This window comes from Streptomyces sp. NRRL S-1813, assembly GCF_000719605.1.
Taxonomy (GTDB): domain Bacteria; phylum Actinomycetota; class Actinomycetes; order Streptomycetales; family Streptomycetaceae; genus Streptomyces; species Streptomyces decoyicus.
Genome location: NZ_JOHB01000001.1, coordinates 992,796 through 1,015,677, shown reverse-complemented (window position 1 = coordinate 1,015,677; position 22,882 = coordinate 992,796). Strand labels below are relative to the sequence as shown.

Below are 22,882 nucleotides of genomic sequence, written 5' to 3'. Positions count from 1 at the left end.
GTCGAAGATCCGGGACGGCACCTTACCTGGGGTTACGTGTTCCGGTCAGCCTCCGGCGACGCCACATGACGAGCGGCACCGCCCCGGCCAGGCCGAGAGCGGCCGGAGCCGCCGCCATGGCCTTGTTGATTCCGGGCTGGTCGAAGGTGTCCGGCACCGGCAGGGTTGCCCAGCGGTTGATCGGCCAGGCGATGGTGAACGCCCGGCCGACGACCTCGTCCTCCGAGACCGTGCCGTTGCCCTTGAGGTTCTGGTGGTAGCGGGAGTCGAGGGAGTCGTCGCGATGATCACCCATGACCCAGATCCGGCCCTTGGGGACGTGGATCGGGCCGAAGGCCCGGTCGCCGCAGGGGGTGGCACCGGGGAAGACGTACGAGTCCTCCTTGAGGGCCTTGCCGTTGACCTTGACCGGGCCGGTGCCGTGGCACTCGACCGTGTCGCCGCCGACCGCGATGACCCGCTTGATCAGATCCTTCTCCTCGGCCGAGGGCATCAGGCCGATGAAGCTGAGGACCTTCTGGACGGGGTTGGGCTCAGGGGTCGGCGTCTCGTTCAGCCAGCCGCCCGGGTCGTGGAAGACGACGACCTCGCCGCGCTGCGGCTTGGAACCGAACCACGGTGTCAGCTTGTCGACCAGGACCCGGTCCCCGCGTTGCAGGGTGTCCTGCATCGAGTCGGACGGGATCGAGAACGCCTGTACCAGGAATGTCTTGATCAGCAGCGCGAGGAGCAGCGCGATACCGATGAGAATCGGCAGCTCCTTCCAGAAAGCACGCGGCTTCTTGGCCTTTTTCATGCCGCCGCTCACTTCGTCACCCGCTGACGTGTCCAACGCATCCGACGTGTCCGAAGGACCCGCCGGGGCAGAATGTTGCGCCTGCGCCCCTGCCTGCGACTGAGCCGGTGACTGATGCACGGAACTCGTCGCCGGCCGCGTGGTCTCACCACGCCCTGCCGGCTCTTCGGGCTCTCCGGTTCCGGACCGCGCGCCGACCGCCAAGTCCCCCACATCTGCTCCTCACTCCACGCACTCGCCCACCCGTGAACCGGTGCAGGCCCACCACTCCCATAACGAGCGGGAGTTCCGCAGGGGTCGGGAGTACGGTCAAACTCTCGGTGGACAGCCTATGCGGCGCGACTGCCGCCGACGCCTTGGCGCCCGGCGCGTCGTGAACGGTCGTAAAGGTGTCCGGCTCTTCCAGGCGCCGCCAGTGGCTGAACGGCCAGCCGATCACCACGGCCCGGCCCACGACACCGTCCTCCGAGACCGTGCCACGGTACGGCTCGTCCAGGTGGAAGCGCGAATCCGCGGAGTTGGAGCGGTGATCGCCCATCACGAAGATCCGTCCGGTCGGGACGTTCACCGTGAACTTCAGCGTGGACGGCGGGTTGCCCGGATGGACGTACGGTTCGGTCAGCGGGGTTCCGTTGACCGTGACCTTGCCCTGTTTGTCACAGCACTTGACGGTGTCACCGCCGACCGCGACGACCCGCTTGATCAGGTCTTGTTCATCGGCCGACGGCAGCAGCCCGATGAAGGTCATGGCGTCCTTGACCGGCTGGAAGGCGCCGCCGGTGTCGGCGGGCTTGTTCTGCTCGCCCTTGAGCCAGCCTCCGGGGTCCTTGAAGACGACGACGTCGCCGCGCGTCGGCTTGGAGCCGAACCACGGCGTCAGCTTGTCGACGAGCACCCGGTCGCCGATCTTGATCGTCTGCTCCATGGAGCCGGACGGGATGACGAAGGCCTGGACGAGGAAGGTCTTCAGAACGAGGGCGATGGCCAGCGCCACGCCGACGAGGATGGGGATTTCCTTGAGGTAGGAGCGTTGCCTGCGGCGTTTGATGCGCCGCGCCATGCGCCGTCGCTCGGCCCGGCCACCGGTCCCGGCCCGTCCCGCCCGTCTGCCGGTCGTGGCCCCGCCCGCCCGGGAGCCGTCGCTCCCACCGGTTTCCTGAGGGTCGCCGTACGCGCCGCTGCCGCTGTACGGGGCGCCGGTTCCCTGCCCCGTGCCGCCGCGGCCCCGCTGGGACCTGTCGGCGCCCCTTCCGGACCGACCGGTGCCCTGGCCTCCGTGACGGGGACGTCCGCGGTTACCCATGGGGGCCTGCCGCGGCGGGTATCCGGTCGAAGGAACGTGGGCGCTCGAAGGTGCGCCAGCGGCTCACCGGCCAGGTGATCAGGTCCGCGCGGCCGACGACCCGGTCCACCGGCACCGTGCCGCCCCCGGGGTCACCGAGGTGGTCGCGGGAGTCACTGGATCTGGCGCGGTGATCACCCATGACCCACAACTTGCCCTCCGGCACCACGATGTCGAAATCCACCGAGGACGGCGTGTCCCCGGGGTGGAGATACGCCTCACTCACGGGCTCACCGTTCACTTCGATCCGCCCCCGTTTGTCGCAGCAGGTCACACGGTCACCGCCGATGCCGATCACACGCTTGACGTAGTCGGTCTCGGCGGGCCTGGCCAGGCCCAGCGCCGCGCCGGCTCCGCGCAGCAGCCCCGTGACGGGATTCTCCCTCTGCTCCCTGTGAACGAAAGACCCCGTGCCGTCGAAAACCACCACATCGCCCCGTTCCGGCTCGCTGCCGAAACGGTACGCCAGCTTGTTGACCAGCACCCGGTCCCCGATTCGCAGGGTGTTCTCCATGGAGGAGCTGGGAATCAGAAAAGGCTGCGCCACCCACGCGCTGAGCAGCAGGACAAAAGCCAGACAGAGCACGAGCAGGGTGGCAGGACGATGGCGCAGCCCGGCCGCACGGGCGAGCAAACGCGCGGAGCGCGACCCCTGCTCCGGCCCCTGGTCGGGGGTGGGAGAGGCGTCGCGCTCCGTGAGCTGTGCGTCGGTGTCCATCGGGCCCTGAGCCTATCCGGCCGGATCCGGACGCCGTACGTGAGCGTCGGTTTGCGTTGCCCCGGCGCAAAAAATCGTGCGCCGGGACGGCCGGCTCAGTTGTCGCGCTTCTCCTTGATCTTCGCGGCCTTGCCGCGGAGCTCGCGCAGGAAGTACAGCTTGGCGCGACGGACGTCACCGCGGGTCACGACCTCGATCTTCTCGACGATCGGGGTGTGCACCGGGAAGGTGCGCTCGACGCCGACGGAGAAGCTGACCTTGCGGACCGTGAAGGTCTCGCGCACGCCGGCGCCCTGACGGCGGATGACAACGCCCTTGAACTGCTGCACACGGGAGCGGTTGCCCTCGATGACGCGGACGTGGACGTTGACGGTGTCACCCGGGCGGAAGGCCGGGATGTCGCTGCGCTTGGACGCGGCGTCGACGGAGTCGAGAAGGTGCATGACCTACTGCTTTCTTCGCTGATGCCACAGGTCATCAACGGGATATGGGAAGGATGTTTCGGATGCCGTTCCGTCGGGCGGGCGTCGTTCCCCCTGTGGCAGGGGCGCGCGCCGGACGCACACAGCAGCGGCCTATTCTTCCACGGCTCCGGTCGTCCGCCCAAATCGGCCGTCCTCGCCCTCCGACCAGCCGAGAGCGGCCAGGATCGCGCGGTCGTGTTTGTCGAACGCGGCGGGGTCGGCGCGCTCGATCAGATCGGGGCGGTTGACGTCGGTGCGGCGGAAGGCCTGGTCACGGCGCCAGCGGGCGATCTTGCCGTGGTGGCCGCTGAGCAGCACGTCGGGGATGCCGCGGCCGCGCCACTCGGGGGGCTTGGTGTAGACGGGCCCCTCCAGGAGGTCGGCCATCGCGCCGGGGGCGAAGGAGTCGTCCTGGTGGGAGGCGGCGTTGCCGAGGACGCCGGGCAGCAGCCGGGCCACGGCCTCGACCATGACCAGCACCGGCGCCTCGCCGCCGGCCAGGACGTAGTCGCCGATGGAGACCTCGCGGACATCGACGCGGTCGCCGTACTCCTCGATGACGCGGCGGTCGATGCCTTCGTAACGAGCCGGGGTGAACACCAGCCAGGGCTTGGCCGAGAGTTCGACGGCCAGCTGCTGGGTGAAGGGGGCGCCGCTCGGGGTGGGGACGACGATCACCGGCCGGCCCTCACCGGACGCGAGGATCTCGTCGAGCGCCTCGCCCCATGGCTCGGGCTTCATGACCATGCCCGGGCCGCCGCCGTAGGGGGTGTCGTCGACGGTGTTGTGCTTGTCGTGGGCCCACTCCCGCAGGTCGTGGATGCGCACATCGAGCTGTCCGCGGGCGCGGGCCTTGCCGACGAGGGAGACGTTCAGCGGTTCGAGGTACTCGGGGAAGATCGTGACGACGTCGAGCCGCATCAGCTGTCCTCGCGGCTGCTGGCGATCTCGGCCTGGCTGTCGTCGAGGAGGCCGGGCGGCGGGTCGACGACCGCGCGCTGCTCCTCCAGGTCGATCTCCGGGACGATTTCGGAGACGAACGGGATCAGCACCTCGCTGCCGTCGGGCCGCTGGACGACCAGCAGGTCCTGGTAGGGCAGGTGGGAGATCTCGGAGATCCGGCCGATCTCGGTGCCGTCGCGGGTGACGACATCGAGGTCGATCAGCTGGTGGTCGTAGAACTCCTCGGGGTCCTCGGGGACTTCCTCGGGGTCGACCTCCGCAATCAGCAGGGTGTTGCGCAGCGCCTCGGCCGCCGTACGGTCCGCGACACCTTCGAAGCGCAGCAGCAGCCGGCCGCTGTGCACCCGGCCGGTCGCGATGGTCAGCGGTCCGACGGAGGACGGTTCGGTGGCGAGGACGGCGCCCGGGGCGAGCCGCAATTCGGGCTCGTCGGTGCGCACTTCTACGGTGACCTCACCCTTGATGCCGTGGGCGCGGCCGATCCGTGCCACTACCAACTGCACGCTGTTCTCTCCCCTTTTCGCGGCTGGACCGCCGCCGCTCTCGCGGAGGTGTCCGAGGACCGTCGTGGTTTCTCAACTGGTGGTGACGAGGCTGGATCCACGGTCACCAACGAACTCGGGCCGGGGACGGCCCGAGGGCCCTCCCCGGCCCGAGCCGGTGTTCAACTTGTCAGCTGACCTGGTCCACGTCGACGAGGTCGACGCGGATGCCACGGCCGCCGATGGCGCCCACGACGGTCCGCAGTGCGCGGGCGGTACGGCCGTTGCGGCCGATCACCTTGCCGAGGTCGTCGGGGTGGACCCGGACCTCGAGCACGCGCCCACGGCGCAGGGTGCGCGAAGCCACCTGCACGTCATCGGGGTTGTCGACGATGCCCTTGACGAGGTGCTCGAGGGCTTCCTCGAGCATGCTCAGGCCTCGGTCGACTCGGAGGTGGACTCGGCCGCAGCCTCGTCCGCCTTCTTGTCAGCCTTCTTCGCCTTCGGGGTGATGGCCTCACCCTTCGGCTCGTTGCCGGAGTCCTTGGCAGCGGCCTCGAACAGGGCGCGCTTGTCGGCCTTCGGCTCGGCGACCTTCATCGGCGCCGGGGCCGGCAGACCCTTGAACTTCTGCCAGTCGCCGGTGACCTTGAGGATGGCCGTGACGGGCTCGGTCGGCTGCGCGCCGACACCCAGCCAGTACTGGACACGCTCGGAGTCGACCTCGATGCGCGAGGGGTTCTGCACCGGGTGGTACAGGCCGATCTCCTCGATGGCCCGGCCGTCACGGCGGGTACGGGAGTCGGCGATGACGATGCGGTAGTGAGGCGCGCGGATCTTGCCCAGACGCTTCAGCTTGATCTTGACTGCCACGGAAGTGGTGTCTCCTGGTCTTGACGTGGTGGGGCACAACGTGATGCCACGTGGGGTTGCGGTACTCGGGGTGCCCGATGGACGCGTCAGCCGGAGGAGAGAGGGGTCCTATGCGACTGTCGAGTACAGCTAGCCATTGTGCCACACGCCCATGGGTCAGCCGACCGCGGCCACCTCGGGGATCCGGAAGGGCTTTCCGCAGCCGCCGCAGACGATCGGCGCCTGGGCGAGCACGGACGGGACGACGCGGACATTGCGGCCACAGTCGCAGACGGCCTTGACGCGGACGCCTCCTCCGGAGGAGCCGTGCCGGGCGGCCGGACCCCGGAAGCTGCGGGCGGTGTCCGTGGCGGTTGCGGCGGTGTGCGCCTTCAGGGCGCGGGCCAGCCGTTCGATGGTGGAGCGGTAGCGTCTCCTGGCTTCGGGGTTGAGCGTGACCAGCGAGAAGCCGCTGCTGGGGTGCGGCTCGTCGACATGGTCCAGGCCCAGCTCCTCGGCGATCGCCAGGAAACGGCGGTTGTGGTAGCGGCCTGCGCGGGAGGTGTCGCGGACGCCGCGGGCGGCGGCGATGCCGTGGACTGCCTCGTGGAGCAGCCGTTCGAAGGAGAGTTCGGCGCCGCAGGCGGACGAGGACTCTCCGATCAGGGACTCGGGCGCGGCCAGGTCCGGCAGCTCGGGGTGGTGCCGTTGAATATCGGCCCAGGCGAGCGCCAGTTCGGCGGCGAGGACAGGCGGTGTCGTGCTCACGTCGTGACAACGAGCCGAGGTCGCCCAGTGTTCCGATTCCGGGGCATCCCAAATAATTTGCACGTACCAGTCAGTTTCCGGTCATGAGTCGTGCCGAGGGCGCGGTGCGCAGATCTGCGCAGAAGGCGCCCAGCGGCCCTCAAGCCGGTACGTATCCCCGCGTACGCCGCATGGCGTAGCCGGTCGTATGCCGGGGCAAACGATCACCGCGGCGATCGTACGGGGCCTGCCTGTGCCCGCCCGGCACCGGCTCGCGTCCCACCGTAGGGGGCGTGGCGGCGGATGACCGCACGGCACCCGGGGGCGCGGGATGCGGCCGGGTGGCGGGCACTGCCGTGGCGGGACGGCACCGGCCGGGGCACCCTGGAACGGCGCTCCAGGGAGCGGGCCCGGCGCACACGGGGGCGCGCGGGAGACAACCCCGGCGCACCCCCTGGACGCCCGGACGGATGCGCAGTTGTCTGGATTGCGGGGGCGCACAACGCGCGAACACGGGGGCGATCGGTACGGCCAGCTTCGGGTTCTCGGCGAATAGGGGCGCTCTCGATGTCACCCACGCTCGTGCGGCACCAGCTTCCGCACTCCGGATCCATGCGCTGCGACGACCCGCCCGTTCCGGCCCGGTCACGGGCGCGCACCCGTGACTGGGCCGAGATCCAGGAGCGGATGCTGGTGCCGCTGTACGAAGCCGCGTACGACCGCCTCGGGATCGGTCCCGGTACCCGTCTGCTGGGGCTGGGCTGCGGCTCCGGTCTGGCGCTGCTGCTCGCGGCGGCGCGCGGCGCGCAGGTCAGCGGGGCGGATGCGGACGAATCGCGGCTGGAGCTGGCGCGTGAACGGCTCACGCCGGACGGTATGCCGGAGCACACCCGGCTGGTCAGCGGCGGTCTGGAGGACGCAGCGCCCGGGGACGCCCCCTTCAATGTGGTCACGGCGTTCCACCCGGTGGGCTGTGTGAGCACGGTCGAGGGGCTGACGGCGTCGCTCACCGCGGCGGCCGGGCTGTCGGAGCGCGGCAGCGCGGTGGTGCTGGGCGGCTGGGGTCCCGTGGAGCGGTGTGCCACGGTCGGCGTGCTGCGGGTGGCACAGGGGCCGGCCGGCCCCTCGGGCGGCTGCGCCGTCGGTGCCGCCGGGTGGCGGCCCAGTAGCCGGGACGATCTGGAGGAGCTGGCGGAGCGGGCCGGACTGCGGCCCGATGGTTCGGGGCGGGTGGCCTGCCCGTTCGGGTATGCGGATCTGGCGAGCGCGGTGCGGGGGCTGCTGTCGACGGGACTGTTCGACGCGGCGCTGGAGGCGGCCGAGCAGCGCCAGGTGGAGAAGGAGCTAGCGGAGGCGTTGCATCCGCATCAGCGGGCGGACGGGACGGTGTGGATGCCGAATGTCTTCCGCTATCTGATCGCGCGGACGAGGTAGCAGCGGGGCGGCGGCAGGTGCGGGATGGGCGTCCGGCGGGCGTTTGGCAGTATCCAGGATCCTGTTTACTGTCATTTGTGTGAACGGCATCCTCGGCCCCGGCGGCCTCGACGAGCGGTTTCTGACCCGCAACGGGCACGCCGCCCGACAGTTGGCGGCCCTGCTGATCCGGCAGGGCTCCAACGGGGCGGGCGCGCGGCTGCCGCGGGTCCGCGATGTCGCCGAGCTGCTGGGGGTGGGCAACGGCACGGTGCAGTCCGCGCTGCGGCTGCTGGAGGAGGCGGGCGCGATCAAGACGGTCGCCCGGGGCCACCTGGGCACCTTCCTCGTCGGGTCCGACCGGGCCGCCCTGTGGCGCCTGTCCGGCCTCGGCGCGGTGCAGGCCGCGATGCCGCTGCCGCACTCCCGGCGTTTCGAGGGGCTCGCGACGGGACTGCGGGCGGCCTTCGAGGAGGCCGGCGCACCCTTCGCAATCACCTTCCTGCGGGGCGCGGCCGCCCGGCTCACGGCTCTGGCCGAGGGCAGGGCCGAGCTGGCGGTGCTGTCCCGTTTCGCCGCCGACCGGCTGACCGGGCGGCAGTCCGTCGAGCTGATCGCCGATCTGGGCCCGGGCACCTACATCGGCGCGCACGGCCTGGTGCTGCGGCCCGGTGTCACGCTCGGCTCCCCCGGTCTGCGGATCGCCGTCGACGACGCCTCGGAGGATCAGCGGATGCTCGCCGAGCGGGTCTTTGCGCACCGCCCCGGGGTGGCGTGGGTGCCGTGCTCCGCTCCGCAGGTGCGGGAGGCGCTGGCGCAGGGCCGGGCCGATGCGACGGTGTGGAACCTCGACGAGGTGCCGGGGCAACTGGGGTCGGAGGTGCAGGTGTTGCCCCTGGGCGACGAGCTCACCCGCGATCTGGCGGTGCGGCATACGAGCGCCGCGCTGATAGGCCGTACGGGGGAGGCGGCGGGGGCCGGGGCGCTGGCGGCCGTGCGGGATGCGGTGGATCTGTCGGCGGTCACGGCCGTGCAGGACGAGGTGCTGCGGGGCGAGCGGGTGCCCGCGTACTGATGCGCGGGGGCGGCTCGGGCGGCCCGCCCCGGCAAGGACGTCCCGCGCCGGCCCTGCACCCGGGCGCCGCGGGCGGGCGCCGGCCGTGGTGCGGAGCGGGCGGCCGAAGCGCAGGCCACACGGCAAAAAGTGACGGCACGTCAGGGAGAAAAATCCAGAATCCTGGTTACTGTTGCCTTCGAGGGAAGGACGGCCGCCCATGGACTCCCGGCTCGCCCGGCGCATCCGGCTCTTCCGCGACAGCGGGCAGGTGCGGCCGGAGGTCGCCGCGTTCGTGACGGCCGAGCTGGAGACGCTGTCCGCCGAGGGGCGGCCGGTCACCGAGGACAGCGCCGGAATGCTGACCAGTCATCTGCTGATGGCGCTGACCCGGCTGCTGGACGGCGGGACCGTCGAGCCGACCGGTACGGAGGCGGCGGTGGCCGAGGAGCTCGCGGCCCATCCCGAGGCGCTGGCCCGCGCCCGCGCCGTCGCCGTCCGGGCCGAGAGCGAACTGGGCGCCTCGCTCCCCGGCCCGGAGGTCCACTTCCTGGCACTGCATCTGGCCGTATGGCGCGGGGGCCCGGCGGTGCCCGCGGCCCGACCGCGAAGGGACACCCCATGACCAAGATCCTCACCGGCGGCGTCGGCAAGTCCGAGGTCGCCGGCCAGGTGACCGGACTCGGACTGCCGGGCGTCGAGATCGCCGTCAGCAACGACATGGATGCGGCGGCCGCGCTGCGGGCCGGGCGCGCCGACTACTTCCTCGGTACCTGCCACACCGGGGCGGGGGCCTCGCTCGGCGTGCTGGTGGGGCTGCTGGGGTCGGCCGCCTGCCACACCTTCGGGCGGTCGGTGCCCACCACGGAGCAGATCGAGGCGCTGCTCGACGAGGGCAAGCGGGTCTTCGGCTACGCCCTCGACCAGATGGACGCGGTCACCCCCGTACTCGCCCGCGCCCTCGCCGCCCGTACGGCCTGACCCGTGGGCAGCCTCCCCGCCGCCGTGCACCCGGGCCCGGCCGCCGCGGCCGGCGGGCTCGACTTCCCGGTGGCCGGGCAGCTGACCGTCATCGGGCTGTGCGCACTGACCGCGTATCTGGCGCATCTGGCGCTGGCGGTTTTCAACGACGGCGTACGGCCGTTCATGCTGGACTTCCTGCACGGGCGGACCACCCGCACGGCGACCGGCGCGGTCTCCTTCGGCCTGTCGGCCGGCTTCATCTTCGGTCTGGGCGCGCCGATGGCACTGTCCTCGGGTGTGCTCAACCCCTGGCTGGTGTTCCTGCCGACCGATCTGCTGGGCATTCTCGCCCCGCGGAAGTGGCTCGCGCCGGTGCTGGGTGCGGCCTGGGGCGCGGTGGTGGTCTTCGGGCTCAAGGGTGCCAACGAGATGGCGCACGAGCTGCCGGTCGACTTCCTGACGGCCATGCAGCAGATGGCGACGCCGATCCTGTTTCTGTTCACGCTCTTCCCGGTGCTGGCGATCAGCAAGCAGTTCGGCAGGCCGGCGGGCGCGGTGGCGGGCGCGGTGGAACTCGCCCTCGTCGTCCTCACGATGAAGCTGTGGCCGAAGGTGTTCGCCGGGGCGCCGGCGATGGCCGCCGGGGTGCTGCTGCTGATCGGCTTCGCGGTCGCCAAGGACCTGCGGCAGCGCCGTACCCAGCGGGCCGGGACGGCACAGGAGCGGTCCGCTGTGCCGGACGACGACCCCATGGTGTCGCTGTTCAGCGCGAGCGCGGCCCGGCTGCGCCGTCATCTGCCGCTGTTCATGGCACTGGGCGCCGGGGTGTGTCTGCTGGCGCAGCTGCACATATTCGGCGGTGGTGAGGCGACGAGCTTCCTGATCGCCAAAGGGCGGTCAGCGGAGGCGGCACAGGTCGACTTCTACCGCGCCTTCGGGTTCCTGCCGCTCATCGCCACCACCGCGCTGGCCTCCGGCGCGTACGGCATCGCGGGCTTCACGTTCGTCTACCCGATCGGCTATCTGCTGCCGAGTGCCTGGTGGGCGCTGGTGTGCGGGGCACTGGTCTTCGCCGTCGAGGTGCTGGCGCTCAGCGGGATCGGCCGGGTACTGGGCGGGCTGCCGTCCGTACGCGACTCCTCCGAGCAGCTGCGCGGCGCGATCGGTGCGACGTTGCAACTGGCGCTTCTCTTCGGCTCGTTGCTGGCCGCCCAGGCGATGGGCGGCGGGCTGGGCATTCTGCTCGTCGGCGGGCTGTATCTGCTGAACGAGGCGATGGGGCGGGTCGTGGTCGGGACCGCCGCGGGGCCCGCCGCGGTCGTCGTCGGCGGTGTCCTGCTCAACGTCCTGTACTGGCTGGACCTGTTCACTCCTCTCACCTCCTGACGGGGCACGCTCCCGGACGGGGTTCGGCCGCGCCGGGCGGCCGGGAAGGCATTGATGAACGATCTGCTGCAAACCGTCACGGGCCCCCTGCCCGCCTCCGCCGTGCGCGGACCGGTGCTCGCCCATGAGCATCTGGCGCTGGATCTGACCCGGGGCGCCGACAGCGCGGCCACCCTGACGCCGGGGCACCGGGCCGCGATCACCGAGGAACTGGCGTCGCTGCGCGGCGAGTTCGGGCTCTCCCTGCTCATCGAGCTCACCTGCCGGGGCATGGGCCGCGATGTGGCCGCGATGGCCCGGATCGCCGCGGACTCGGGGGTCGCTGTCATCGCGGCGACCGGCTGGTACTACGAGCCGTTCCACCCCGCCGAGCTGAGCCGCACCAGCGCCGAACGGCTGGCCAGGACGCTGGTCGGGGAGATCGAGCGCGGCTGCGGTGGCTCCGGGATCCGTCCCGGGGTGATCGGCGAGGTCGGCAGCCACGGCGACCGGCCGAGCGAGCCGGAGGCGCGGACGCTGACCGCGGCGGCACTCGCCGCCACGCACACCGGCCTGTCGGTGGCCACCCACGCCCAGTTCGGCCGCGGCGGCCTCGCCCAGTTGGAGCTGCTGACGGCGGCCGGACTGCCGCCGCACCGCGTCAGCATCGGCCATCAGGACCTGCTCGACGATCCGGCGGTGCACCGGGAGCTGGCGGCGGCCGGTGCGTACATCGCGTTCGACACGGTCGGCAAGGAGAGCTACCAGAGCGACCGGGTGCGGCTGCGGCTGCTGCTGGCGCTCGTGGAGTCCGGGTACGCCGACCGGGTGCTGCTCAGCTGCGATGTCTCCCGGCACGGCTACCTGGTCAGCGAGGGCGGTATGGGCTACGGGCATCTTTTCCGGTCCTTTCTGCCGCGGCTGCGGGCCGCCGGGATGGACGAGGAGCTGATCGACGGGCTGACGCGGCGCAATCCGCTGCGGTTTCTCACGGGGCGGGACACGGCGGACGGCGGGCCGTCGGCGGACGGCGGGCGGCCGCCGGAAGGCGCCCCGGCATGAGCGTGCGGCTGCCCCGGACCTTCCCCCTTCCGGCCGTCACCGTGCCCGAGGCCCTGGCCCGGCAGTTCCGGCTGCTGGAGTGCACCGCCCGGCACTTCGAAGGGCCCCAGCTCTTCGCGGCGGACGCCGGAGTGGTGCCGGGGCCCGGCCGCCCGCGTACCACCGCCCGGGTCGAGGCGGTGCTCGCCGACTTCTTCGGGGCCGAGGCCGCGGCGCTGGTGCAGGGCGCGGGCACCGGCGCGATCCGGGCCGCGCTCACGGCCGTCCTGGAGGCGGACGACCGGCTGCTGATCCACCGCGCGCCGGTCTACCGCACCACCGCCCACACCCTGCGCGGCCTGGGCCTACGGGCCGTCGAAGCGGACTTCAACGATCCGCGGGAGCCTGCCCTGGCACTCGCCTCGGGGGACTTTCGCTGGGCGTACGTCCAGCACACCCGGCAGCGCCTCGCGGACTCCTACGACCTGGGCACGGTGCTGACGGCCTGCCGGGCCGCGGGCGTACGCACCGTGGTGGACGACAACTACGCGGCGCTGCGGGTGCCGGAGTGCGGGGTCGAGCTGGGCGCCGACGCCTCCTGCTTCTCGCTGTTCAAGCTGCACGGCCCGGAGGGCGTCGGCGCCGTCGTGGGCACGGCGGACCTGGTGGCGCGGGTGCGCCGGGACAACTACTCCGGCGGCGGACAGGTCCAGGGGCATCAGGCGCTGGACGCCTTGCGGGCACTGACGCATGTACCGGTGATGTGGGCGGTGCAGTCGCAGGTGGCGGCCGAGGTCGCCGGGCGGCTGACGGCCGGTGAGGTGCCGGGCGTCGCCGAGGCCGCGCTCGCCAACGCGCAGGATCGGTGTGTGCTGGTGCGCCTGGCCCGTCCGCTCGCCCGCGCGCTGCCGGCCGCCGCGGCACGGCACGGCGCCGCCCCGTACCCGGTCGGCGCCAACTCCCGCTACGAGATCGCCCCGCTCTTCTACCGCCTGTCCGGCTCCGCGCTGGCCGACGCCCCCCGACTCGCCGACCGGGCCGTACGGATCAACCCCATGCGGGCCGGTGCGGACCTCGTGGTGGACATCCTCCGGCGGGCGCTGGCGGACCTGGGGCGCGGCGCGGACGGGGAGAACTGACCGTGTTTCTCGACACCGTCCTCGCCCGCAATCCCCGGCTGGTCGCCTGTGCGGCCGAGCTGCACCGAAGCGGCGCCATCCCGCCCGACACCTACGTGATGGACCTGGACACGGTGACCGCGAACGCCGCGCTGCTGGCCGCGGAGGCCGGGCGGCTGGGGCTCTCCCTCTGGTTCGTGGTCAAGCAGCTCGGCCGCAATCCGGAGCTGATCCGGGCCGTCGCGCGCCATATCCCGCGCTTCGCCGCCATCGACCCGCCCGAGGCGCGGGTGCTGCACGCGGCGGGCGCGCAGGCCGGGAACCTCGGCCATCTGGTGCAGATCCCGCACCGGGCACTGCCCGAGATGCTGTCCTGGCGCCCTGAGGCGGTCACCGTCTACGACCTCGCCAACGCCCGTGCCGTATCGGAGGCGGCCGTCCGGCTCGGCCGCGTCCAGGACCTCCTCGTACGCATCGAGGCGGCACCGGGTGCGGGGTATCCGGGGCAGGAGGGCGGGGTGCCGCCGGACGGCATCGAGGCGTTCGCCGCCGAGGCGGAGCGGCTGCCGGGTGTACGTGTCGCGGGGGTGACGGCCTTCCCCTGTCTGCGCTGCGCCCCCGGTACGGGCCGGCCGCGCGCCACCGCGAACCTCGCCCTGGCCCGTACGGCACGGGAGATGCTCGCCGCGCGAAGAGGGGCCGATCCGGCAGGGCTGCTGCTGAGCGCCCCCGGTGTCACGTCGATGGCGAGTCTGCCGCTGCTGGCGCGGCTCGGCGCCACGCACGGGGAGCCGGGGCATGCGCTCACCGGCACCACTCCCCTGCACGCCGCGGGCCCGCGGCAGCCGGAGAGGCCCGGCTATGTGTACGTGAGCGAGGTCGCCCATGTCCTCGCCGACGGCCGGCCGGCGTTGTTCGGCGGCGGCTTCTACCCGCGTGCCACCGTCCGCTCCGCGCTGATCCCGCGCACCGGCGCGCGCCTCGCGGTGCAGCACGCCCCGCCCGAGCACATCGACTACTACCGGCTGCTGGCGCCCGGCGAGGCGCGGCCCGGGGACACCGCCGTCCTGGCCTTCCGCACCCAGGTGTTCGTCACCCGCAGCACGGTCGCGGTCGTCTCCGGCCTGGCCGGCGGCACGCCGGAGCTGACGGGGCGTTACGACCCATGGGGGCGGCCCGTAGGGGAACCGACGTGAGCCTTCCCCCTACCCGCCGCCCACCCACACCTTTTGCTTTTCCCCGCCGCCCACCCCCCTTCGGGGGGTGGGCGGGTGTAGATGGTCGGTCTCCGGGGGCAAGGGGGCAGGTGCAGACGCTCGACCTTCGGAGGCAAGGGGGCAGGTCCAGACGCTCGGCCTTCGAAGGCAAGGGGACATCCACGGACACCGCCCGCCCCGGACATGACCGAGCCCCCGACCACCCGCGGCGGTCAGGGGCTCGATCCGGAACTGCGGGCCTCAGCCCATGAACTTCTTGAACTCCTCGGGGAGTTCGAAGTTCTGCGGCTCCTGGTCACCCTGCGGCAGGCCCAGCGGGTTGCCCGCCTGGGCGGCCTCGCGGCGCGCGGCCGCGGCCTCTTCCTCGGCCTTGCGCTTCATCGGGTTGCCGCTCTTGCGCTTGCCCTTGGCCTGCTTGACCTGCTTCTTCTTACGGGCGCCGCCGCCACCCATGCCAGGCATCCCCGGCATGCCGGGCATGCCGCCGCCCTGGGCCATCTTCGACATCATCTTGCGGGCGTCGAAGAACCGCTCGACCAGGCCCTTGACCGCGCTGACGTCGACACCGGAGCCCTTGGCGATACGGGCCCGGCGCGAGCCGTTGATGATCGTCGGCTCCTGGCGCTCGGCCGGGGTCATCGACTTGATGATGGCGGCCGTGCGGTCGACCTCGCGCTCGTCGAGGTTGTTGATCTGGTCCTTCATCTGCCCCATACCGGGCAGCATGCCGAGCAGCTTGGAGATGGAGCCCATCTTGCGGACCTGCTCCATCTGGGCCAGGAAGTCGTCGAGGGTGAACTCCTTGGGGCCCTTCGCCAGCTTGGCCGCCATCTTCTCGGCCTCGGCCTGGCTGAAGGTCTGCTCGGCCTTCTCGATCAGCGACAGCATGTCGCCCATGCCGAGGATGCGGGACGCCATGCGGTCCGGGTGGAACGCGTCGAAGTCGTCCAGCTTCTCGCCGTTGGAGGCGAACATGATCTGCTTGCCGGTGACGTGCGCGACGGACAGCGCGGCACCACCGCGGGCGTCACCGTCGAGCTTGGAGAGCACCACGCCATCGAAGCCGACGCCGTCGCGGAACGCCTCGGCGGTGTTGACCGCGTCCTGGCCGATCATCGCGTCGACGACGAAGAGGACCTCATCGGGGCTGACCGCGTCGCGGATGTCCGCGGCCTGCTGCATCAGCTCCTGGTCGATGCCCAGACGGCCGGCGGTGTCGACGATGACGACGTCGTGCTGCTTGGTACGGGCGTACTCGATCGAGTCCTTGGCGACCTGGACCGGGTCACCGACGCCGTTGCCCGGCTGGGGGCCGTAGAAGGCGACAGCGGCGCGCTCCGAGACGACCTGGAGCTGGTTGACGGCGTTGGGGCGCTGGAGGTCACAGGCGACCAGCAGCGGGGCGTGGCCCTGTGCCTTGAGCCAGCGGCCGAGCTTTCCGGCGAGGGTGGTCTTACCGGCACCCTGGAGACCGGCCAGCATGATCACGGTGGGGGCGGTCTTGGCGAACCGCAGCCGGCGGGTCTCGCCGCCGAGGATGCCGACGAGCTCCTCGTTGACGATCTTGATGACCTGCTGGGCGGGGTTCAGCGCCTGGGAGACCTCGGAGCCGGTGGCGCGCTCCTTGACCTGCTTGATGAAGGCGCGGACGACGGGGAGGGCGACATCGGCCTCGAGCAGCGCGATACGGATCTCGCGGGCCGTGGCATCGATGTCCGCCTCGCTCAGGCGGCCCTTGCCCCGGAGGTTTTTGAAAGTACTCGCCAAGCGGTCGGAAAGCGTATCGAACACGGCGGTCGTCGATCCTCGGGGTCGGGGGCGGGGTTCGGTCGGCTTCTAGGGTATCCGGCTGCGCAAGCGAACCGGTCCGGCCCTGTTCCGGGGCCGGTACCCCAGGGCGCGCTCCTCCGCTACCGCAGGGCGCGCTCCACGGCCGCCGCCACCTCGTGGGCCGCGCCGTCGGCCAGCGGCTCCCCGTCCGTCCCCGTGACATAGAACGCATCCACCGCGTTCGCGCCCAGGGTGCTGATGTGGGCGCTGCGGACGGCGACGCCGGCCTGCTCCAGGGCGCGGCCGATGCGGTGCAGCAGGCCGTGCGCGTCCTGGGCGCGGACCTCGATCACGGTCGCGGTGCGGGAGCTGCCGGGGGCGACACTGACCCGGGGTGGCGGGGCCAGTACGGCGCGCGCACGGCGGGCGTAGGCGCGTTCGCGCTCGGCGAGGCGGGCGGGGATGTCGAGGGAACCGTCCAGCGCGCGGACGAGGTCGGCACGCAGCCGGTCGGCGCGCGGCAGCGAACCGTATTCGGCGGCCACCCGCCAGCTCAGCAGCAGGACCGGTCCCTCGTCGACGGGGTCGAGCAGGAGCAGGTCCGCGGCGCGGACGGTGAGCCGGTGCAGGGCCAGCACGCCGGCCGCGGCGGCAAGGACGCCCGGCTGGTCGGGTACGGCGATGAGCAGCTCCACGCCGACCGGTTCCCGGTCCGGCGCCTCGGAGCCGTCCCCGGCCCCGGTGGGGGGTTCGGAGCGCGCGTGCAGTGCCAGGACCGGGCCGCCGGTGCGCCGGGCCTCGATCGCCAGCCGCTCCTGCTCAGCGGTGGGCTCGGCGGCGCCGCGTTCCTCCGTTCCGGGCTCCCCCGCGAGCCGCGCGGCGACCCGTTTGACCAGGTCGGCGACGAGTCCACCGCGCCAGGCGCTCCAGGCGGCGGGCCCGGTGGCCAGGGCGTCGGCCTCGGTCAGGGCGTGCAGGAGCTCCAGGGTGCCGGTGCTGCCGACGGCCTCGGCCACCGCGCCGACGGTCGCCGGGTCGTCCAGATCGCGCCGGGTGGCGGTGTCGATGAGCAGCAGATGGTGCCGTACGAGGGTGGCGATCACCGCGGTGTCGCGGGCACCGAAGCCGAGCCGGCCCGCCACGTCGTGGGCGATGGTCTCGCCGGCCACCGAGTGGTCGCCGGGCCAGCCCTTTCCGATGTCGTGCAGCAGGGCGGCGATCAGCAGCAGGTCGGGTCGGTGCACCCGCCGGGTCAGGTCGGAGGCCCGTACGGCGGTCTCGACGAGATGGCGGTCGACGGTCCAGGTGTGGACGGGGTTGCGCTGCGGGCGGCAGCGGACGCGCTCCCAGTCGGGCAGCAGCCGCGTGATGATGCCCTCGGCCTCCAGGGCCTCCCATACGGGCACGGTGTGGGTGCCCGCGCCCAGCAGCGTCACCAGCTGCTCACGGGCTTCGGCGGGCCACGGCACGGGCAGCGGCCGGGTGGCGGTGGCCGTGGCGCAGCGGCGGATGGCGTGGGTGGCCAGCGGGAGGCCGGCCTGGGCGGCGGCGGCCGCGGCGCGCAGCACCAGCACCGGGTCCCGCTCGGGCCGTGCGGTGCGGGCGAGCACCGCCTCACCGTCGAGTTCGACGACGCCCTCGGCGAGCGGTGAGCGCTCGCCTTTGCCCGCGGTACGGCCGTGCAGCAGCCCGCGCAGCATGGGCTTGACGGAGCGGGCGCGCAGCACCCGGCCGACCTCGCGCCAGGTGACATCGGCCGCGTAGGAGATGGTGCGGGCGGATTCGTAGGTCTGCCGCAGCAGGGCGTCCGCGTCGAGCATGCCGAGGGCGCCGGCGACCTGGTCCTGTTCCTGGAGGGAGAGCCGGTCGGTGGCGCGGCCGGTCGTCAGATGCAGCGCGTCGCGGGTGTCGAGCAGACGGGTGCGGGCGGCTTCCAGGCCGCCGCGCGGGGCGTCGGCGAGCCAGGAGGCGGCGACCGCCCGGAGCGCGGTGGCGTCCCGCAGCCCGCCCCTGGCCTCCTTGAGCTCGGGTTCGAGCAGGTACTGGAGCTCGCCCTGCCGCTCGGCGCGCTCCTGGCACAGGTCATGGAGTTCCGGGAGCCGTTTGGGGGCGCTCTCGCGCCAGTCGGCGTAGGCGGTGGTGCGCAGCGCCGCGGTCAGCTCCGGGTCGCCTGCCAGGTGACGGGCGTCGAGCAGGCCGAGCTGCACCTTCAGGTCCTCGCGGGCGGCTTTACGGGCCTGGGCGGGGGTGCGTACGGAGTGGTCGAGGTCGAGGCCGAGGTCCCATACGGGGTACCAGAGGTGGTCGGCGAGCGCGGCGAGGGCGCCGGCGTCGGCCCGGCCGTCGTGCAGCAGCAACAGGTCGAGGTCGCTGCGCGGGGAGAGTTCGCCGCGGCCGTAGCCGCCGATGGCGACCAGGGCGGTGCCGGACAGTCCGGCGGCGGTGGCGTGCCGGGCCAGCAGGCCGGCCAGCCAGTCGTCGGTCAGCCGGGCGAGGTCGGCGCGGCGGCCGGGTCCGATGGCCGCCTCGTCCTGGAGGAGCCGCAGCCGGGCCGCGGGGTAGCCGCCTTCCGGGGCGGGCGCGGGCTCGGTCCCCGGTCCCGGCACTCCGCCCGGACCTGCCGTTTCCTCGACGTTGTCGGTCAACTCGCGCGCTCCTCGGTCGTGTTGTCCCCCGCCGTCACCGTCTGCCCGTACCGCCGTCGCGTATGGCCCCGCCGTCCCCCGTCCCTTCAGTGTGGGTCGCTGCGGGGCGGGCGGCCATCCGCCGCTCGGGCGTCCGCTCCGGCCCCGGCCGCAGCGCCGCTCCGGGGCCGGAGCCGCGCTGTGGCCGGGGTGCCGTCACAGTGCGTCCGGCCCCCGCTCCCCGGTCCGCACCCGTACCGCGTCGTCGACGGGGATGCTCCACACCTTCCCGTCGCCGATCTTGCCGGTGCGGGCCGCCTTGACGACCACATCCATCAGCTGCTCGGCGTCGGCGTCCTCGACCAGCACCTCGATACGGATCTTCGGCACGAGGTCGACGGTGTACTCGGCGCCGCGGTACACCTCCGTGTGCCCGCGCTGCCTGCCGTATCCGCTGGCCTCGGTGAGCGTCAGACCGTGCACACCGAATGCCTGGAGGGCGTCCTTCACCTCGTCCAGCCGGTGCGGCTTGATTACTGCCGTGATGAGCTTCACGCGTCCACCTTCTTTGTCAGGGCCTCGCCGAGTGCCGGTCCCTTGCGGCCGACCGTGCCACCGCCCGCGCCGGTGAAGTCGTACGCGGTCTCCGCGTGCGCGGCCTGGTCGATGCCGGCGACCTCCTCGTCCTCGCCGACCCGGAAGCCCATCACCAGGTCGATGACCTTGGCAAGGACATACGAGACGACCAGGGAGTACAGCAGTACACAGACCACTCCGACGGCCTGCCGGCCGAGCTGATCGAAGCCGCCGCCGTAGAACAGGCCCTTGGCCTTGCTCTGTACCCCGCCGGTGGCGAACAGACCGACCAGCAGCGATCCGACGACACCGCCGACGAGGTGGACGCCGATGACGTCGAGGGAGTCGTCGTAGCCGAACTTGTACTTGAGATTGACCGCCATGGCGCACAGCACACCGGCGATCACACCGACCGCGATGGCGCCCAGCGGGCTGACCGCGCCGCAGGCCGGGGTGATGGCGACGAGTCCGGCGACCGCGCCGGAGGCCGCGCCGAGCGTGGTGAACGAGCCGTGCCGGAGCTTTTCGTACGCCAGCCAGCCGAGCATCGCGGCGGCGGTGGCGACCTGGGTGTTGACGAAGGCGACCGCGCCGATGCCGTCGTCGTTGCCGAGCCAGGAGCCGGCGTTGAAGCCGAACCAGCCGAACCACAGCAGTCCGGCGCCGAGCATCACCAGGGGCAGGCTGTGCGGCCGCATCGGGTCCTTCTTGAAGCCGATGCGCTTGCCGACGACGAGGATCACGCCGAGCGCCGCGGCACCTGCGTTGATGTGCACGGCGGTGCCGCCGGCGAAGTCGATGACCTTCAGCTCGAAGAGCCAGCCGCCCTCGCCCCACACCCAGTGGGCGACGGGGAAGTAGACGACGGTGACCCACAGGGTGATGAACAGCGCCCAGGCGGTGAATTTCACCCGGTCGGCGAGCGCACCGCTGATCAGCGCGGGCGTGATGACCGCGAACATCAGCTGGAAGATCGCGAAGACATAGACCGGGATGGTGCTGGTGCCCCACAGCTCGGTCAGGCCGATGCCGCTGAGGCCGGCGAAGTTGCCGTTCCAGCCGATGAAGCCGCCCTTGTCGGTGCCGAACGCGAGCCCGAAGCCGTACAGGACCCAAAGGATCGTGACGATGCCCAGGCTGATGAAGCTCATCATCAGCATGTTGAGCACACTCTTGACCCGGACCATGCCTCCGTAGAAGAAGGCGAGCCCGGGGGTCATGATCATTACCAGGGCGGAGCAGATCAGTATGAACCCGGTGTTCGCCGGGCTGAGCGTCACCTTGTCTGCTGCAAGCGTCAGGATGCCTGGGGGCATCGGCGTCTCCTCGTCGTCGATGCGGCCCGTGCGGGCGTGTTTCTGGTGGGCCGACTTCGCGTTGAGGTTGTCGCAGCACGGTTTCGGCCAAACCTTGCGGGTGTTTCACCACCGTGACGAAGACAGCCCCCGTGTTACGCCTCGGTGAACTGCCAGATCAGCCCGGCATCACCCGTTCAACCCACCGAAACCACCAATTGAGCAACCCCCACGGCGCCGGGCCACCTCCGTGAAAGCGGCGCCGGTTTAGGCGCAAAAGGGGGCCCGGCCGCGGCTGCCGCCCGCGTGACCTGGCATGGGGGAGCCGAGTCGGGCTGTACGGGGCGGCGGCCGCGGCCGGAGTTCGTAGGGCGCGCCGTCAGACGGCCGCCGCTGATTCGGGCAGCTGGCGGGTGAGCTCGTCGCTGAGCCGGATCACCTCGGCAACATTGCCGAATTCCCGCGCCGCGGTGTCCACGGTCTTGCGCAGCCGGGTGTTGACCCGCTCCGAGCGGACCTGCCGGGCGAACGGGATCGCCTGCTGCGCCATCGCCGCGCAGGCCTCCGGCTCCTTCTGGAGCAGATGCACGGTGGCCATCCCGATGAGGTTGAGCGCATACGAACGCTGGTGCTCGGGGTCCTGGCCGAACAGCTCCACGGCGCGCTCCATGACGGGCTCGGCGAGCGAGGCGTAAGTGGGGCTGCGACCGGCCACATAGGCCAGGTCACGGTAGGAGTGGGCGTTCTCGGCGTTCAGCTCGGCCTCGGAGAAGAAGCGGATCCAGTCCGGTTCGGGCTCGCCGGGCAGCACGTCGGAGAAGGTGTCCTCGGCCATCCGGACGGCCCGCTTGACCTTGCTGGGCTGGCCCATGCCGGCATAGGCGCGGGCCTCCATCGCATACAACATGGCCTGGGTGCGCGGCGTGGCCGTCTCGCGGCTGCCGTACTGGGCCAGATGGATCAGCTCCAGCGCATCGTCGGGCCGCCCGAGGTGGATCATCTGGCGGCTCATGCCGGAGAGGATGTACGAGCCCAGGGGCCGGTCGCCGGCCTCCTTGGAGGCATGCAGCGCCAGCACGAAGTACTTCTGCGCGGTGGGCTGGAGCCCGATGTCGTAACTCATCCAGCCGGCCAGTTCGGCGAGCTCGGCGGCGACCTTGAACAGCCGCTTGGCCACCGCCGCCGGCTGCGGCTCCTGGAGGAGGTCGGTGACCTCGTGAAGCTGGCCGACCACCGCCTTGCGCCGCAGCCCGCCGCCGCACTGCGCGTCCCACTGGCGGAACATCGCGGTCGTCGACTCCAGCAGGTCCAGCTCCGGCTTGGACAGCCGCGCGGGCCGGCGGGCGCGGTCCGGCTCCTCGGCGCCTCCCTCGCCCTGGCCCGCGGGCACCGGGACCAGCCAGCGCTGCATCGGCTCGATGAGGCTGGGTCCGGCGGCGAGCGCGAGGGAGGTGCCGAGGAAGCCGCGGCGCGCCAGCATCAGGTCACTGCGCGAGAACTCGCTGATGAGGGTGACCGTTTGGGACCCGGCCCAGGGCAGGTCCACGCCGGAGACGGACGGTGACTGGTGGGCGGAGCGCAGGCCCAGCTCCTCGATGCCGACCACACAGCCGAAGCGCTCGGAGAACAGCTCGGACAGGATCCGCGGAATGGGCTCGCGCGGCTGCTCGCCGTCGAGCCAGCGGCGCACCCGGGAGGTGTCCGTGCTGATGTGGTGGGCGCCCATCTGGCGGGCCCGGCGGTTGACCTGGCGCGCCAGCTCCCCCTTGGACCAGCCACTGCGCATGAACCACGAACCCAGCTGTGCGTTGGGTTGTTTGGCGGCGTCGGTGCCGCCACTGCCGCCGTTGCCGCCCACTGGAAGCCCCCATCCCGATAGCTGCCCTGCTGTCTGCCTGGCTGTCTGGTGCGTGCTGCGAACCGTCCACAGCCTGCCGCACGTTGCGACGCCTGTCCGGGGTACATCTACCCGACCACGGATTCCGGCCACACCTTTTGGCCTGTGCTCCACCGGTGCGTTGCCACCGGCATACCCGTGCGAATGATGCCTCTTCGGGGTTCGTGCACCGAAAGTAATCCTAC

At 71.9% G+C, this 22,882-nt stretch carries 22 protein-coding genes; 8 read left to right on the top strand and 14 right to left on the bottom strand.

Going from position 1 to position 22,882, the window contains the following annotated elements:
- Positions 1–22 precede the first annotated feature (22 nt).
- The 9 genes from lepB (IF67_RS0104620) to IF67_RS0104580 form a co-directional block, all read right to left on the bottom strand.
- Positions 23–1,000 carry a signal peptidase I gene (gene lepB, locus IF67_RS0104620; protein ID WP_078889270.1) on the bottom strand — a complete coding sequence of 326 codons (978 nt, stop codon included), beginning with the start codon at positions 998–1,000 and terminating at the stop codon, positions 23–25.
- The gene (gene lepB / locus IF67_RS0104615) at positions 942–2,099 is read right to left on the bottom strand and encodes a signal peptidase I (protein WP_030982340.1); all 1,158 of its coding nucleotides are present in this window, start codon (positions 2,097–2,099) and stop codon (positions 942–944) included. The genes lepB (IF67_RS0104620) and lepB (IF67_RS0104615) overlap by 59 nt, the downstream gene beginning before the upstream one ends.
- Positions 2,092–2,856, bottom strand: a complete 765-nt coding sequence (gene lepB / locus IF67_RS0104610) for a signal peptidase I (RefSeq protein WP_030982338.1) — start codon at positions 2,854–2,856, stop codon at positions 2,092–2,094. The genes lepB (IF67_RS0104615) and lepB (IF67_RS0104610) overlap by 8 nt, the downstream gene beginning before the upstream one ends.
- A 95-nt stretch (positions 2,857–2,951) precedes the next feature.
- A complete protein-coding gene (gene rplS, locus IF67_RS0104605; RefSeq protein WP_018087148.1) occupies positions 2,952–3,299 on the bottom strand; it encodes a 50S ribosomal protein L19 in 348 nt (115 codons plus the stop codon).
- A 132-nt stretch (positions 3,300–3,431) separates the two neighbouring features.
- Entirely contained in the window at positions 3,432–4,241 is an 810-nt protein-coding gene (gene trmD, locus IF67_RS0104600; RefSeq protein WP_030982336.1) for a tRNA (guanosine(37)-N1)-methyltransferase TrmD, read from the bottom strand.
- Positions 4,241–4,786, bottom strand: coding sequence for a ribosome maturation factor RimM (rimM, locus tag IF67_RS0104595; protein WP_030982334.1), 546 nt, complete (start codon positions 4,784–4,786; stop codon positions 4,241–4,243). Before rimM ends, trmD begins: the two co-directional genes overlap by 1 nt.
- 169 nt (positions 4,787–4,955) lie before the next feature.
- Positions 4,956–5,195, bottom strand: coding sequence for an RNA-binding protein (locus tag IF67_RS0104590; RefSeq protein ID WP_030080383.1), 240 nt, complete (start codon positions 5,193–5,195; stop codon positions 4,956–4,958).
- Positions 5,196–5,197: 2 nt separating this feature from the next.
- On the bottom strand, positions 5,198–5,638 hold the full coding sequence (gene rpsP / locus IF67_RS0104585; RefSeq protein ID WP_030982333.1) for a 30S ribosomal protein S16: 441 nt from the start codon (positions 5,636–5,638) through the stop codon (positions 5,198–5,200).
- Between the two features lie 156 nt (positions 5,639–5,794).
- Entirely contained in the window at positions 5,795–6,385 is a 591-nt protein-coding gene (locus IF67_RS0104580; RefSeq protein WP_030982331.1) for a hypothetical protein, read from the bottom strand.
- A 546-nt stretch (positions 6,386–6,931) separates the two neighbouring features.
- Between IF67_RS0104580 and IF67_RS0104575 the strand changes: the two genes are divergently transcribed.
- The 8 genes from IF67_RS0104575 (at position 6,932) to IF67_RS0104540 (ending at position 14,514) form a co-directional block, all read left to right on the top strand.
- Positions 6,932–7,798, top strand: coding sequence for a methyltransferase domain-containing protein (locus tag IF67_RS0104575; protein ID WP_030982327.1), 867 nt, complete (start codon positions 6,932–6,934; stop codon positions 7,796–7,798).
- A 79-nt stretch (positions 7,799–7,877) separates the two neighbouring features.
- The gene (yhfZ, locus tag IF67_RS0104570; protein WP_030982325.1) at positions 7,878–8,852 is read left to right on the top strand and encodes a GntR family transcriptional regulator YhfZ; all 975 of its coding nucleotides are present in this window, start codon (positions 7,878–7,880) and stop codon (positions 8,850–8,852) included.
- A 199-nt stretch (positions 8,853–9,051) separates the two neighbouring features.
- Positions 9,052–9,456, top strand: coding sequence for a transcriptional antiterminator (locus tag IF67_RS0104565; RefSeq protein ID WP_030982323.1), 405 nt, complete (start codon positions 9,052–9,054; stop codon positions 9,454–9,456).
- Entirely contained in the window at positions 9,453–9,812 is a 360-nt protein-coding gene (locus tag IF67_RS0104560; RefSeq protein ID WP_030982321.1) for a DUF2620 family protein, read from the top strand. Before IF67_RS0104565 ends, IF67_RS0104560 begins: the two co-directional genes overlap by 4 nt.
- Before the next feature lie 3 nt (positions 9,813–9,815).
- Positions 9,816–11,180, top strand: coding sequence for a YhfT family protein (locus IF67_RS0104555; RefSeq protein ID WP_420708597.1), 1,365 nt, complete (start codon positions 9,816–9,818; stop codon positions 11,178–11,180).
- A 54-nt stretch (positions 11,181–11,234) separates the two neighbouring features.
- The gene (locus IF67_RS0104550) at positions 11,235–12,221 is read left to right on the top strand and encodes a phosphotriesterase family protein (RefSeq protein ID WP_030982317.1); all 987 of its coding nucleotides are present in this window, start codon (positions 11,235–11,237) and stop codon (positions 12,219–12,221) included.
- Positions 12,218–13,339 (top strand): aminotransferase class V-fold PLP-dependent enzyme, encoded by a 1,122-nt coding sequence (locus IF67_RS0104545; RefSeq protein ID WP_030982315.1) that lies wholly within the window; start codon positions 12,218–12,220, stop codon positions 13,337–13,339. Before IF67_RS0104550 ends, IF67_RS0104545 begins: the two co-directional genes overlap by 4 nt.
- 2 nt (positions 13,340–13,341) lie before the next feature.
- Positions 13,342–14,514, top strand: coding sequence for an alanine racemase (locus IF67_RS0104540; protein WP_030982312.1), 1,173 nt, complete (start codon positions 13,342–13,344; stop codon positions 14,512–14,514).
- A 261-nt stretch (positions 14,515–14,775) separates the two neighbouring features.
- Here the strand turns inward: IF67_RS0104540 and ffh are convergent, their stop codons facing one another.
- From ffh to IF67_RS0104515, 5 genes are all read right to left on the bottom strand, one after another.
- On the bottom strand, positions 14,776–16,326 hold the full coding sequence (gene ffh / locus IF67_RS0104535; RefSeq protein WP_030982310.1) for a signal recognition particle protein: 1,551 nt from the start codon (positions 16,324–16,326) through the stop codon (positions 14,776–14,778).
- Between the two features lie 119 nt (positions 16,327–16,445).
- Positions 16,446–18,911 (bottom strand): [protein-PII] uridylyltransferase, encoded by a 2,466-nt coding sequence (locus IF67_RS0104530; protein WP_051817588.1) that lies wholly within the window; start codon positions 18,909–18,911, stop codon positions 16,446–16,448.
- Between the two features lie 234 nt (positions 18,912–19,145).
- On the bottom strand, positions 19,146–19,484 hold the full coding sequence (locus tag IF67_RS0104525) for a P-II family nitrogen regulator (RefSeq protein ID WP_030084644.1): 339 nt from the start codon (positions 19,482–19,484) through the stop codon (positions 19,146–19,148).
- Positions 19,481–20,821 carry an ammonium transporter gene (locus IF67_RS0104520; protein WP_030982306.1) on the bottom strand — a complete coding sequence of 447 codons (1,341 nt, stop codon included), beginning with the start codon at positions 20,819–20,821 and terminating at the stop codon, positions 19,481–19,483. The genes IF67_RS0104525 and IF67_RS0104520 overlap by 4 nt, the downstream gene beginning before the upstream one ends.
- A 358-nt stretch (positions 20,822–21,179) precedes the next feature.
- Positions 21,180–22,586 (bottom strand): hypothetical protein, encoded by a 1,407-nt coding sequence (locus tag IF67_RS0104515; RefSeq protein WP_234340978.1) that lies wholly within the window; start codon positions 22,584–22,586, stop codon positions 21,180–21,182.
- Positions 22,587–22,882: the final 296 nt, after the last annotated feature.

Excerpts from the sequence above, each read along its gene's own strand:
- IF67_RS0104560 (WP_030982321.1), top strand. The coding sequence starts at position 9,453 with ATGACCAAGATCCTCACCGGCGGCGTCGGCAAGTCCGAGGTCGCCGGC.
- trmD (WP_030982336.1), bottom strand. The coding sequence starts at position 4,241 with ATGCGGCTCGACGTCGTCACGATCTTCCCCGAGTACCTCGAACCGCTG.
- IF67_RS0104565 (WP_030982323.1), top strand. The coding sequence starts at position 9,052 with ATGGACTCCCGGCTCGCCCGGCGCATCCGGCTCTTCCGCGACAGCGGG.
- IF67_RS0104515 (WP_234340978.1), bottom strand. The coding sequence starts at position 22,586 with ATGCGCAGTGGCTGGTCCAAGGGGGAGCTGGCGCGCCAGGTCAACCGC.
- IF67_RS0104575 (WP_030982327.1), top strand. The coding sequence starts at position 6,932 with ATGTCACCCACGCTCGTGCGGCACCAGCTTCCGCACTCCGGATCCATG.
- rplS (WP_018087148.1), bottom strand. The coding sequence starts at position 3,299 with ATGCACCTTCTCGACTCCGTCGACGCCGCGTCCAAGCGCAGCGACATC.
- IF67_RS0104520 (WP_030982306.1), bottom strand. The coding sequence starts at position 20,821 with ATGCCCCCAGGCATCCTGACGCTTGCAGCAGACAAGGTGACGCTCAGC.
- IF67_RS0104545 (WP_030982315.1), top strand. The coding sequence starts at position 12,218 with ATGAGCGTGCGGCTGCCCCGGACCTTCCCCCTTCCGGCCGTCACCGTG.
- lepB (WP_030982340.1), bottom strand. The coding sequence starts at position 2,099 with ATGGGTAACCGCGGACGTCCCCGTCACGGAGGCCAGGGCACCGGTCGG.
- IF67_RS0104590 (WP_030080383.1), bottom strand. The coding sequence starts at position 5,195 with ATGCTCGAGGAAGCCCTCGAGCACCTCGTCAAGGGCATCGTCGACAAC.
- lepB (WP_030982338.1), bottom strand. The coding sequence starts at position 2,856 with ATGGACACCGACGCACAGCTCACGGAGCGCGACGCCTCTCCCACCCCC.
- IF67_RS0104550 (WP_030982317.1), top strand. The coding sequence starts at position 11,235 with ATGAACGATCTGCTGCAAACCGTCACGGGCCCCCTGCCCGCCTCCGCC.